At 41.2% G+C, this 12,578-nt stretch carries 11 protein-coding genes; 7 read left to right on the top strand and 4 right to left on the bottom strand.

Going from position 1 to position 12,578, the window contains the following annotated elements; genetic code table 11:
• Positions 1-134: 134 nt before the first annotated feature.
• Complete coding sequence (locus N1I80_RS11495) at positions 135-1,835, top strand: methyl-accepting chemotaxis protein (RefSeq protein ID WP_340738005.1); 1,701 nt, start codon at positions 135-137, stop codon at positions 1,833-1,835.
• A gap of 50 nt (positions 1,836-1,885) precedes the next feature.
• Here N1I80_RS11495 and N1I80_RS11490 read toward each other — a convergent pair whose 3' ends face one another.
• Positions 1,886-2,815: an urea transporter gene (locus N1I80_RS11490; protein ID WP_340738004.1), complete on the bottom strand. Its 930-nt coding sequence runs from the start codon at positions 2,813-2,815 to the stop codon at positions 1,886-1,888.
• A 204-nt stretch (positions 2,816-3,019) separates the two neighbouring features.
• Here N1I80_RS11490 and N1I80_RS11485 point away from each other — a divergent pair, with 204 nt between their 5' ends.
• The 3 genes from N1I80_RS11485 (at position 3,020) to N1I80_RS11475 (ending at position 5,661) form a co-directional block, all read left to right on the top strand.
• A complete protein-coding gene (locus N1I80_RS11485) occupies positions 3,020-3,883 on the top strand; it encodes a transporter substrate-binding domain-containing protein (protein WP_340738003.1) in 864 nt (287 codons plus the stop codon).
• A gap of 20 nt (positions 3,884-3,903) precedes the next feature.
• Positions 3,904-4,584: an amino acid ABC transporter permease gene (locus N1I80_RS11480; protein WP_340738002.1), complete on the top strand. Its 681-nt coding sequence runs from the start codon at positions 3,904-3,906 to the stop codon at positions 4,582-4,584.
• Positions 4,585-4,692: 108 nt separating this feature from the next.
• On the top strand, positions 4,693-5,661 hold the full coding sequence (locus N1I80_RS11475) for a proline dehydrogenase family protein (RefSeq protein WP_340738001.1): 969 nt from the start codon (positions 4,693-4,695) through the stop codon (positions 5,659-5,661).
• 56 nt (positions 5,662-5,717) lie between these two features.
• Here the strand turns inward: N1I80_RS11475 and N1I80_RS11470 are convergent, their stop codons facing one another.
• The 3 genes from N1I80_RS11470 to N1I80_RS11460 form a co-directional block, all read right to left on the bottom strand.
• Positions 5,718-6,464: an arylamine N-acetyltransferase family protein gene (locus tag N1I80_RS11470; protein WP_340738000.1), complete on the bottom strand. Its 747-nt coding sequence runs from the start codon at positions 6,462-6,464 to the stop codon at positions 5,718-5,720.
• A 54-nt stretch (positions 6,465-6,518) separates the two neighbouring features.
• Positions 6,519-7,535 carry a DUF1646 family protein gene (locus tag N1I80_RS11465; protein WP_340737999.1) on the bottom strand — a complete coding sequence of 339 codons (1,017 nt, stop codon included), beginning with the start codon at positions 7,533-7,535 and terminating at the stop codon, positions 6,519-6,521.
• A gap of 226 nt (positions 7,536-7,761) precedes the next feature.
• The gene (locus N1I80_RS11460) at positions 7,762-9,252 is read right to left on the bottom strand and encodes a peptide MFS transporter (RefSeq protein ID WP_340737998.1); all 1,491 of its coding nucleotides are present in this window, start codon (positions 9,250-9,252) and stop codon (positions 7,762-7,764) included.
• A gap of 243 nt (positions 9,253-9,495) precedes the next feature.
• On the opposite strand from N1I80_RS11460, the gene N1I80_RS11455 reads away from it, so the two are divergent.
• The 3 genes from N1I80_RS11455 (at position 9,496) to N1I80_RS11445 (ending at position 12,566) form a co-directional block, all read left to right on the top strand.
• Positions 9,496-9,738 (top strand): hypothetical protein, encoded by a 243-nt coding sequence (locus N1I80_RS11455; RefSeq protein WP_340737997.1) that lies wholly within the window; start codon positions 9,496-9,498, stop codon positions 9,736-9,738.
• Between the two features lie 109 nt (positions 9,739-9,847).
• A complete protein-coding gene (locus N1I80_RS11450) occupies positions 9,848-10,990 on the top strand; it encodes a glycerate kinase (protein ID WP_340737996.1) in 1,143 nt (380 codons plus the stop codon).
• A gap of 259 nt (positions 10,991-11,249) precedes the next feature.
• Entirely contained in the window at positions 11,250-12,566 is a 1,317-nt protein-coding gene (locus tag N1I80_RS11445) for an extracellular solute-binding protein (protein WP_340737995.1), read from the top strand.
• Positions 12,567-12,578: the final 12 nt, after the last annotated feature.

The raw sequence follows: 12,578 nt of genomic DNA, 5'->3' as shown, positions 1-12,578 counted from the left end.
GGGGAATTAATAAAGTTTAATGATGTTCATAGAAACTCCAAATATTAGTGCTTTGTTTCTACTTCGAACTATAGTATTATGAAGTTTAGTGTGGTAATATGTACCTAGCTACGAGGATGGTAGGAGGAAAGATGATGAAGAATACATTGACGGTTCAGCTTGGGACAATTATTGTCGGGATTATGATAGCAATGTTAGCGATTACATCTATTGCGACTTATAATACTGCTTATGATAAATTATATGAAGCTGCGGGTATTGAAGCGTATGGCTGTGCCAATATTACTACAGGGTTAATTCGCCCGGATGATGTGAAGACAATGCTTGATGGTGACCTTCAAATGATGGATGAGGTCGGTAAACAGTTAAATTGGACGATTGAACATAAAGACATTTTTGAAACGCAATATATTTTAGATTTGAATGGTAAAATCTTAGCACTCGATGATAACTCACGTGAAAAAGGGTTGAAGCCGGGTGATTCAGTCCCAATGGATGAAAAAGCAATTGCTATGCTATTGGAAATGAAGCATTCGACGTATTCCGAACTCTATGAATTTAAAGGGATGAAACGTCTATCTGGCTACGCGCCGATTTTTGACAACCATGATCCGACTGGAGAAATTATTGCCATTAGTGTGATTGATTTTGATGGGAAAATTGTAGGAGAACGAACATGGGATGTTGTTCGAAACGGGATCCTAATTAGCTTAATCCCAATGATTTTGGCGTCGCTCGTTACACTGTATCTAATTAGAAGGAAAACGAAGCCGATATCGAATCTGATTGCCCATGCAAAAGAGATTGCGGATGGCAATTTAGCGATTGAGGATACGGTGGTCAAGGGTAATGATGAAGTTGCTGATCTTGGACGCACATTGAATATCATGACGGCAAATTTACGCAATATGATTGGTACGGTACAAACAACTTCGATTCAATTGACGAAAAACTCTGTTGAAACAGCCGCTTCGTTAAATGAAATGCAAATGGCAGCTGAACAAGTTGCGCATAATATGGGGGAAGTAGCCGCGTCAATCTCTGATGGTACGACAAATGCAGAACACGCAGCAGCCATTTTGACGTCGTTAGCAGAGGATCTGCAAGATTCTAAAGTGAAAGCGGAACAAAGTGTGGAGAACTCCCATCGGACGATGCAAATTGCAGAAGAAGGGCAGCAACGTGCCAATGATATTAGTAGTGACATTGGGAAAATTCGAGCATCCTCTTTGGAGGTTGGTGACACGATTCAAACACTCATTGCCTCTACAACGAAAATTCAAGATATTACGGGCTCGATTGCAGGTATTGCAGCGCAGACAAACTTACTTGCGTTAAATGCATCGATTGAGGCGGCACGTGCTGGTGAACATGGTAAAGGATTTGCTGTTGTGGCAGAAGAAGTAAGGAAGCTTGCCGAGCAGTCGAACAAAGAAGTGTTGGAAGTGGAACAATTAGTACAAGGTATTATGGAAAGTATTGGACAAGTGGTCATTTCTACATCAGAAAGTACAAAACTTATTGAATCTGGAACGGAAACGGTTCGTTTGACAGCCGAGTCTCTCGGTAATATCTCAGTAGCTGTTTCAGAAACAGTTGAAGACATTCAGCTGATTTCAACATTGACAACGGCTGAGGCGGAGAGTTCAAATCGTGTTGTGGAGCTTATCACTCAACTGACACAATCGATTCATGTCATTGACGACTCAACGAGTAATATTTCGGCTGCGGCTGAAGAAACGACAGCTTCGATTGAAGAAGTTGCCGTACGCTCAGGCGAAACAAGCCAAATGGCGCAGGAACTTGAAAGTGCTGTTGGGCAGTTTAAATTGTGATACATAACGAACCCCCCTCACCAAAAAAATGTGAGGGGGGTTCGTTATAGTCATAAACTCCGCACAATCGCTCTCCGAATCATCAAAAACAACCAAGTACTAATAATAAAAGGCGAGGTCAAAGCCGGAAGCCCGAGTGGATACAGTAGTAAGTCCATTCCAGCTGAAATCGGTACGGTTGTTGCTGCTGCAAATATGCCGATGAGTGGGAAACGACGCTTGTCGTCGAATAATAGTCCGACGGCAATCATTGTTAGTACAGCATTATAATTATAGAGACCTAGATCGAGTAATTCTGCATCGACGCCAAGCAGTAAGGCTGTTAACCATGAAATGAAAGTCCCACCAACAGCGTAGACACCGAATCGCCAGCCGGCTACAAACAGAGCGATGAGGATCAGTGAACCAGCCCATAATGAGTCGATGATAAATACTTCCCCGACGCCTTTAATCAAGCCGAGAAAGAAATTAGGAGTGCCCTCAATGGGCAAATTCCATTTGGCAGGGGATGACGCGACAAACTCTGGATTGATATGTAACCCTTTGATTGTATAGGCGGCAAGAAGACCGAGCCATGTCACAACAATAAAGGGGAAGGTGAGAACAGGGATTTTCCACCTTACTAGGTATTTGGATAAATAAAACATCAGTACTGCGGCTAGCATAGCTGCGATAGGTGCAATAAGCCAACGCCAGTCATTTTGTAAAAATAATATCACTGCAATTCCGCATAATAGGGAATTGAAACCGTAGAGCCCTTGATGGATAGCTGGTTTATCGGCACCTACATATTGACCTGTCAATGTCCCAACAATCGATGAGATAAATGCCGTCAAACCGAGTAGAGGGGAGTGGATAGCAATGCCTAGTAGAATCAGCCCTCCTGATAGGGCGTTTTCCATTAACATAACTTGAGAGAAGCCTTTTAGAGAAGTGAGTATAAGGTTTTTAATGCTATGAATATCAAAGGATTTCCTCATCCGGTTTGTCTCCTTTCGTTCGTAATTATCGTTCATAAATATACCACAAATCATCAGCGGTAAACTCCACTTGAAAGGACACTTAATTCATAATAATGCGGAAACTCGAATAAGAGGCAAAAGGGTTACATCTTCTGTCGGAATACATTATAATTTTTAGTGGACAATTATTTGTACCATACTAATTTTAAAAGGAGAATTCATATGACCAAAGTAAGTCACCTTCGTCACATCACCATGTCTTTATCTATACTTTTAGTAATGCTTGTTCTAGCTGCTTGTGGTTCAAGCACGGGGAACGATACGAACAAGGAACAAGAAACTTCCTCTGTTTGGGATAACATCTCTGAAAAAGGGGAACTCGTTGTCGCGACATCGGGCACGCTCTACCCAGCTTCTTACCATGATAGTGAGGCAAATGAATTAACAGGCTATGAAGTTGAAATTATGAAAGAGATTGGTAAACGTTTAGAATTGGATATTAAATTTGTAGAGATGGGCTTAGATGGCATGCTTACGTCTTTAAATAGTGGGCAAGTGGATCTTGCGGTAAATGACATTGAAATTACAGAAGAACGTCAGGAGAAATTTGCGTTTTCTGAGCCTTATAAGTATTCGTATGGGACAGCTATCGTCCGTAAATCGGATCATTCGGGTATTGAATCCCTCGAAGATTTAAAAGGGAAAAAAGCGGCTGGCGCTGCGACATCCGTTTATATGCAAGTGGGCCGAGATCATGGTGCGGAAGAAGTTATTTATGACAATGTGACAAATGATGTCTACTTACGCGATGTGGATTTGGGACGCACTGATGTGATTTTAAATGATTATTATTTGCAGAAATTAGCACTTGCTGCATTCCCAGAATTTGAAATTATGATTCATCCAGATATTAAATATCATCCAAATGTGCAAGCGATTATTATGAAAAAAGATAATGAAGCATTATTGGAGCAAGTGAATAATGTGTTGGCTGATCTCCATGCCGACGGAACGATTTCTGAGCTGTCGAAGCAATTTTTTGGCGGGGAAGATGTTTCTGTTGAACAAGATTTTAATTTTGAGTAACTCGAAAGGCGGTTTGTAACGTGGGAGCCATTGACTGGGGTAACATCTTCGACTTACAACTGGCGATTGAGTCATTACCATATATTTTGCAAGGTATTGGCTATACCTTATTGATTTCGTTTGGCGGCATGGCAAATGGCCTTGTCATAGGTTTCATTCTTGCGCTTGGACGTGGTTCAAAATGGCGTGTGATTAGGTGGCCTGCACGTCTATTTATTTCCTATATGCGCGGTACGCCTATGTTAGTGTTTTTATTTCTACTTTACTTTGGCTTGCCGAATATTGGCATCCAGTTTTCAGCTGTCACAGCGGCATTAATTGGCTTTAGCCTGCATTCATCGGCCTATATGGCTGAAATTAATCGGTCAGCGCTGAATTCTGTAGATAAAGGCCAGTGGGAGGCGGCTACTGCACTGGGTATGTCCTATTGGCAAACGATGTGGTCAATTATTTTGCCTCAGGCGACACGAATTGCGATTCCTCCTTTGTCAAATGTGCTATTGGATCTGATAAAGGCTTCTTCTTTAGCGGCTATGATTACTGTACCTGATATATTTCAGCGAGCAAAAATTGTCGGTGGTCGAGAATTTGATTATTTGACGGTGTATATCCTTGTAGGCTTTGTTTACTGGGGAATTAGTGTGCTTGTTGAAGTCTGGCAAAATCGGCTTGAAAAACGTTTTAATGTTAGTCGGAAATGAATGAATAGGGCAGATCATAGTGAGGAAAATGAGACAGGATTTATTGCGAAAATTTTGTGAGGGTATGTTATAATTAAATTATAAAATCGTAATGAGGAGCTAAATAACATGCTAAAGGATATCTTTATGGGTTTATCACAAAATCAACTTTTGAATGGTGCTGCTAAAAAGTATGGCCTGAAATTAGGTGCTCAAAATGTCGTAGCAGGAACAAACGTGGAAGAAACGATTCAAAGTATTAAAGAACTGAACGCTCATGGGATTTCTTGTACAGTCGATAACCTTGGGGAGTTTGTTTTTGAAAAATCAGAAGCAACAGCCGCCAAAGAGCAAATCCTTTCGGTCATTGAAGCGATTCGTGAACACGAAGTGGACGCGCATATTTCGTTAAAGCCGTCACAGCTCGGTTTAGATATCGATTATCATTTCTGTCTAGAAAATTTAAGAGAAATTGTTGCGAAAGCGCATAGCTATGATATTTTCGTTAATTTCGATATGGAAGACCATGCACGTCTACAGCCTTCCTTTGATATTTTGGAAGAGCTATCAAAGGATTATGACAATGTGGGAACAGTGATTCAGGCGTATTTCTTCCAAGCGGAGGAAGATCTTCATAAATACAAGGATTTCCGTTTACGCATTGTTAAAGGTGCTTATAAAGAGTCACCGAATGTTGCGTACCAAGAAAAGCAAGATATTGACGAGAACTACATTAAATTGATTGAATGGCATTTGTTGAATGGTAAATTTACATCGATTGCTACGCATGACCATAATGTCATCAATCATGTAAAATTATTCGTCAAACAAAACAACATTTCAAATGATAAGTTTGAATTCCAAATGCTATATGGCTTTAGAAAAGATATGCAGCTTCAATTGGCGAAAGAAGGCTATAACTTCTGTACGTATGTGCCGTTTGGTCAAGACTGGTACGGCTATTTCATGCGTCGCCTCGCAGAAAGACCGCAAAACTTGAATCTTGTTGTCAAACAAGTGTTTAACAAGAAAACGAACACGATGATTGGACTAGCAGCAGGGGCATTCGCGCTAGGAAGATTGACGAAGAAAAAATAAGTTGAAATTGAAACGTGTGAAAAATGGAGGCAACCCATTTTTCACACGTTTTTTTGTCATACATAAAGCTTGAATACATCTTGTAATATGCTTGCTTTTTCTTCCGCTGAAAGCTCGGACGTTGTCTGGACACCGTTGTCCGTCACGGTCAGTGTTCGATCTGCTAATGTGATTCTGCCAGTCTTGGTTGCGCGTGAAACGATATCGTAATGCGTAAAAGAGGATTCTTTTGCGACTTGATTGAAGACGCAGCCCTCGTGAAAGTCGATAAGGCCTTTCTTGTCGATATGGAATCGGTATAACGTTCTAGTTCCTGACTCGTTTTCTTGAATTAAGTCAAATGTTCCAATATGAGCTTGCATCACCTTGTAAGTACCATTGATATCAGTTTTTTCAGTGCCATCCAATGGAATAGGGGTGCGGGGTGTAGCGGCCCCAAATCCTACATCAACAAGATAGGGTTGGTCGAGCTGTACAAGAATAGCAGCATGCGTGTCTGCCTTCGCCCATTGTCCATTCGGCCTTAACACCGTAGCTGCCACCAAATGTGAATCATAGTCAAGAGCAGTTAACAACGACTGGAATAGGCCGTTCAATTCATAGCAATAGCCTCCGCGCTTATCCTGTACAATCTTAGAGAATATACTTTGTAAATTAAGATAGATTGGTACTTTTCGAATGACATCGAGATTTTCAAAAGGAATATGTTGTAAGTGTTGACCCTGTAGCTCCGCTAATCGGGCGAGGGATACTTCCTTCGTTACTGATGCATTGAATCTTGTCAAATATTGCTGTATATCCATACAATCACCTCTATAATTTAGCTATATCTAAGTTGTACTAAGGCCTTTCTTTTTTTAGTTAATCGTTACAATCACGATGAAATAAGCAACCATTGCGATTAAACCGATTGGAACGGCAAAACGTGCCCATTCAATACTTTTAATATTGAGCTTGCCGGCAGCGATAATATTGGGAATATTTCCGGGGATTAGCATTCCGCCGCTAACGAGAAGTCCGAGTAAAATGGCTCTAATGGTCGAGTCATCCATTGTAGGGCTAATTTCGGCGGCTGTTAAGGTAGCATTGTCGAGCACTGCTGAAATCATATTAATCCAGTAAAGCACTAGTGGATTTAGGTCCAGTAAATACTTTTCGATGAACGGCTCGAAGCCCGCACCGAGAAAAGTGAGTGCCATGACGAATAAATAGACTTTAAAACCACGGATAAAGATATCCACATATGATTCAGTTCCTTGATTGACTGCTAATCGATCCAGCTTTTCTTTCGGTTTAATTAGCATTGCGGCAAGTACCCCAAAGACAACAACTCCGACAATAATATCAGCACCTAGTAGTCTGAATAAATAGAAGAAGTCTTGGTTTAGTTTGCTTGTTGCGATCGTAGAGAGTGGTTCTCCAATTGGTGTCAAAACCGCACCAAGACCAATTGAATAGCATGTCAAGATGACAAGGCGAATTTCTGATTTGCGGTCCAATCGCAAAACACTGACAACTGCAACGAGGACAATAGCTGCGATGATAGCCGTAATCACACTTGAAATAAGTCCAAGAACGATTACAACCAAAGCTAAAAATAGCCGCATTGGCATTGCCTTACTCATCCCAAGTATCCCTTTTTCAATCGGGGTTTGGAACCAGCGAAATAGTATCCCAGCAATAATAACTGCTAATGTAATATGTATGGGATCTTCTAATGCTTTAAAAATAAGATCTTTGTTGAGTACTTTGCTCACAACGACAGCCGCAATCCCCATTATAAAGAGAAAAACCTCTAAATTGCGTTCGACAATTTTAACTGTGAAGGGTAGAAACAGCACAAGTATTAAAATAATTGTTAACCCGAGTATCATAATGTAGCCTCTTTTCTTTATACTTTTATAGATGATAATATCACTATCTTACCATTTTAAAAGCGATAAAAAAACTATTGTTTCGAAAAAACACATAATTAACTAACTGTTATATTGAAATATTAATAGTAGCAATTAGGGATCTGGCAGGACTTATCCCGCGTTATTGTTCATAAAAACAAGCAGTTCCCGATGATGACGGAACTGCTTGTTTTATGTTATTCACTTAGTGAACACCTTTCATATAACGCTGAATGATAGGAGATAACGCGAACACGATGATACTTAGTAGAATCGCGCTTCCGCCGATAATGCCGAAATACATCATTTCAGTTTCTGGTGAGTAAAATTTAACGAGTTGTGCATTCAGTCCTTGCGCTGCTGCGTTCGACAGGAACCAGAGGCTCATTGTTTGTGCAGAGAATGCAGCTGGTGCTAGCTTTGTCGTCGCAGACAGTCCGACAGGTGATAAGCATAGTTCACCTAAGACGACGATGAAGATGCTTAAAATGAGCCACAGTGGGCTGACAAGTGTATCTGTCCCGCCAAAGTATGAAGGGACTAAGATGACGATGAACGATAGTCCAGCAAATAGCAAGCCTAATGAGAACTTCTTAGGAATTGATGGCTGGCGATCACCGAGCTTCATCCACAGCCAGGCGAAAACAGGTGCTAGTGTGATGATGAATAATGGGTTAAATGATTGGAAGAAGGCTGGTGAAATTTGATAGCCAAAAATATTAAGGTTCGTTCGTGTATCTGCATATAGTGCCAAAATAGTTGACCCTTGCTCTGCGATCGCCCAAAACATGACGGCTGCCAAGAACAGCGGAATAAATGCGATAATACGTGACTGTTCTACTTCAGTTGTTTTCGGGCTTCTGTACATGACGACGAAATAGATAGTTGGAATAAGGAAGCCGAGTATCCCGACAATCGCGATAAATGAGTCGAATGTCAGCCAGCCTTTTGGAATCGCGATGGCAATCAGAACGGCAAGTACAACAGTTGATATGCCGATAATTGAATAGACTTTTTTCTTTTCAGCAGGAGCCAAAGGATTTCCGACTTGTGTACCTGCAAGACCAAGATTTTTCTTCTTGGTTACGACAAAGACAACCAATCCGATAAACATCCCAACCGCTGCGACCCCGAAACCAAGGTGGAAGCTCGTTTTCATCAATTCACCAACAATTAGTGGAGAAATGAAAGCACCTAAGTTAATGCCCATATAGAAAATACTGAATCCTGAATCGCGACGATTATCTGTTTCTGAATAGACATCACCAACCATACTGGAGACGTTTGGTTTTAATAAGCCTGTCCCGATAACGATAAGTACCATCGAGATGAAAAACAATGTAATGTTGCCTGGAATTGCAAGGGCAATATGTCCAAGCATGATGAAAATACCACCATAAAATACTGCTTTCGATGTCCCGAATATCCGGTCGGCTAACCAGCCGCCAATAATCCCTGACATATAAACTAGGGAACCATAGATAGACATAATGGACATAGCGACTGTTTTATCTAATCCGAGGCCGCCGTTCGATACTTCGTAATACATATAGAACACAAGGATGGCTCGCATCCCGTAATACGAGAAACGTTCCCAGAATTCCGTGAAGAATAAGGTGAACAAACCTTTCGGGTGCCCGAAGAATCCTTTTTGCGGGACACTCTCCACGATTTGTTTTTTAGTTAACTGTGACATCATGATGCCTCCTTCATATTTCACTATAATACAATTAAACGTTTTCAATTGTCAAAAATAATTAATGGAAACGCTGTTATTTGTAATAACGCCGATATTATAACGTTTCTCTATAATATAAATCTTTCGACAATAGATAATAGTTATTCTTTATATAATTATTAATTATATAAGAAAAATTTAATAGAGCTCTGTACATGTCTTCAACTATTTTTTCATAGAGTGAACAAAGGGGGAGTATGATTGGAAATATATGATGTTGTCCTCATCCCGCTAATTATCGGCATGGTGGAATTGTTGAAGATGTATGGAATGAAGAAACGATTGTTGCCGCCTGTGGCAATAATTTTTGGCATTGTTGGAGGCGTGTTTTATGTTTATCCGGAAGATGTGAAAGCTGGGATACTAGTTGGGGTGATGATGGGGCTATCCGCGAGTGGATTGTATTCTGGAGGGAAAGCTGTGGTGGAGCAGAGCAATAATTGAGGTGCTGCAAAATCCTTTTAGGTTTCATATTCTAAAGGGATTTTTCATTGGACTATGATTTTTGAAAGCGACGGCTATATACTGGAAGTAGTGAGGGGAGGAATATCTGTTGAAAATAGTACTAGCACCTGATTCATTCAAAGGTAGTTTGACAGCCTTACAGGCAGCGCAGGCGATGGCTGAAGGTATTTGTAATATTGATCCAACAATCGAGACAGTTCTGCTTCCAGTAGCTGATGGTGGGGAAGGAACGATGAGTAGCTTGGTTGACGCAACTGATGGAAGGATTGTATCTGTCGTTGTTCAAGATCCGCTCGGTCGCCAAGTAAAGGCCAGTTATGGCGTTCTTGGAGATGAGGAAACATGCGTGATTGAAATTGCGGAAGCGTCCGGTTTGACTCTGTTGACTGAAGAGGAGAAAAATCCACTTATCACGTCGACATTCGGTACTGGAGAATTGCTAGCTCATGCATTAGATGCTGGCTTGCGAAAGTTTATTATCGGGCTTGGTGGCAGTGCGACAAATGATGGTGGGGCTGGACTATTACAAGCGTTAGGTATGAAACTGATGGATGCAAATGGTAGTGAACTGGCACTAGGTGGAGGTGCGCTTAAGGAACTTCATGCTATAGATCAAAGGTATTTTGATAAACGAATTTCTGAGAGTGACTTTCTCATCGCTTGTGATGTGGAAAATCCGTTTGTCGGGCCAGAGGGGGCTTCGTCTATTTTTGGTCCACAAAAGGGGGCTACACCTGAAATGGCCGTTGTACTCGATAACAATTTGACGAAATTTGCGGCGCTAGTAGAAAAATTGACTGGTATTTCACTGTACGGAAGAAAAGGTGCAGGTGCAGCTGGAGGAGCAGGGGGAGCTTTTCAAGCATTCTTTCCAGGCGAGATGAGGAAAGGGATTGAAGTCGTGTTAGATGCGATTTCGTTTGCTGAACATGTAATGGAAGCGGATCTGGTTTTAACAGGTGAGGGGAAAACGGACAGTCAAACGTTATCGGGGAAAACACCCTTTGGCGTAGCACAAGTCGCGAATAGGAAAGAGAGACCTATTATTCTCATTTCAGGTTCAATAGATGAAGACAGCAAGGAGTTGTTAGCGCCACTGTTTACCGAATTGCATGCGGTTGCAGATGGAACGCTATCGTCAAAAGAGTCGATTGCTAACGCTGGCTATTATTTGCAATTGAAAACAAAGAAAGTATTAGAGAACTATCTAGAGAAGCGTAAGTTAGAGTAGTAGAGGCCAACAAATTACACAATGTTTTACCGGAATATTTAAAAATATAAAAAAAGGGATTGTGTAATAGGAGAATAAATGTATAATAGGTTCATAAGTTGTGCAACCGGTTTCATTGAAATTCGTTTCAGAATTTTGTTATTATGTGTAAATGCACGGACGATATTGTGTATTCAAATGTTGCTCGTAACGGAAATTAATGCAAACGGTTGTACCACTTAAGTAAAAGGATTGAACATTCTAAGGAGGGGTAGAAGAAATGAAAAAACAGTTAACATTTCTAGCTATGCTTGTACTAATCATTGGTTTACTCGCTGCATGTGGACCAGATCGAGAGGTGCCTGAAGCCGAAAGTACGGATACTACTGATGCTGCTAAGGGGAATGAAGAACAAGGTGGTGTCGTAACTGACGAGCCTGCAAAACCAGAAAAACTTGTAGTTTGGGAAGATATTGACAAATCGATTGCTTTAACACCAGCAATCGAATCTTTTGAAAAAGAATATGGCATTAAGGTTGAATTTAAAGAACTCAATATGGCTGATAAAATGCGTGATCAGCTGCGTCTTGATGGACCATCTGGGACAGGAGCTGATGTCGTGACGTTGCCACATGATCAGATTGGTCAGGTTGTGACGGAGGGCTTAATTCAGGAACTTGATGTAGCTGATGACGTGCTTGCGAAGTTCACAGAGTCATCTGTAGGTTCGCAGAGATATGACGGCAAGTTGTATGGATTGCCAAAAGCAACAGAAACACCTGTATTCATCTACAACAAAGCCTTAATGGCGGAAGCACCTGCAACAATGGATGAGTTGCACGCGTTTTCGACAGAATTTACGGATGGCAAACAGTTCGGTTTCCTTGCTTTATGGGATAACTTTTACTTTGCCCACGGCGTAATTGGCGGTATGGGTGGGTATGTATTCAAGGATAATGATGGTGCACTTGACCGAAATGATATCGGTTTAAACAATGAAGGTGCAGTTGCTGGGGCAGAATATATTCAATCATGGTACAGTGAAGGCTTGTTCCCTAAAGGAATCATTGGGGATACTGGCGGTTCAGCAAAAGATGGTCTTTTCAATGAAGGAAAAGTGGCTTCCGTTATGGATGGTCCTTGGGCTTTCCAAGGGATGACTGACGCTGGAATCGACATCGGGGTTGCGGCTATGCCAACGCTTCCAAATGGTGAGCATATGAAGACTTTTATGGGTGTGAAGGGCTGGCATGTGACATCCTTTACAGAGCATGAATATTGGGCAACAAAACTAATCGAGTGGTTGACAAACGAAGAAAACGCAAAAATTCGCTTTGAAACAACACAAGAAATTCCACCTGTTAAAACATTGATTGAGGATCCAATTATTGCTGAAAATGAAGGTGCTAAAGCAGTTGCACTTCAATCGCAGTATGCGGTACCAATGCCTAATATCCCGGAAATGGGTGAAGTTTGGGATCCTGCTGCATCTGCTTTGCAAACAATTGCTACAGGAAAAGCAGATCCGCAAGCAGCGATGGAGGAAGCAGTTAAATCAATCAAAACGAATATTGAAACAAATCACCCAAGTGAATAACAATAGCTTAAG

It is taken from the genome of Sporosarcina sp. FSL K6-3457 (assembly GCF_038007285.1).
In the GTDB taxonomy this organism is placed as follows: Bacteria; Bacillota; Bacilli; order Bacillales_A; family Planococcaceae; genus Sporosarcina.
This window is presented reverse-complemented; position numbering and strand designations above follow the sequence as displayed.

What these genes read in the sequence shown, in the direction of transcription:
- N1I80_RS11495 (WP_340738005.1), top strand. Translation starts at nt 135, where the DNA reads ATGAAGAATACATTGACGGTTCAGCTTGGGACAATTATTGTCGGGATT.
- N1I80_RS11490 (WP_340738004.1), bottom strand. Translation starts at nt 2,815, where the DNA reads ATGAGGAAATCCTTTGATATTCATAGCATTAAAAACCTTATACTCACT.
- N1I80_RS11485 (WP_340738003.1), top strand. Translation starts at nt 3,020, where the DNA reads ATGACCAAAGTAAGTCACCTTCGTCACATCACCATGTCTTTATCTATA.
- N1I80_RS11475 (WP_340738001.1), top strand. Translation starts at nt 4,693, where the DNA reads ATGCTAAAGGATATCTTTATGGGTTTATCACAAAATCAACTTTTGAAT.
- N1I80_RS11470 (WP_340738000.1), bottom strand. Translation starts at nt 6,464, where the DNA reads ATGGATATACAGCAATATTTGACAAGATTCAATGCATCAGTAACGAAG.
- N1I80_RS11465 (WP_340737999.1), bottom strand. Translation starts at nt 7,535, where the DNA reads ATGATACTCGGGTTAACAATTATTTTAATACTTGTGCTGTTTCTACCC.
- N1I80_RS11460 (WP_340737998.1), bottom strand. Translation starts at nt 9,252, where the DNA reads ATGTCACAGTTAACTAAAAAACAAATCGTGGAGAGTGTCCCGCAAAAA.
- N1I80_RS11445 (WP_340737995.1), top strand. Translation starts at nt 11,250, where the DNA reads ATGAAAAAACAGTTAACATTTCTAGCTATGCTTGTACTAATCATTGGT.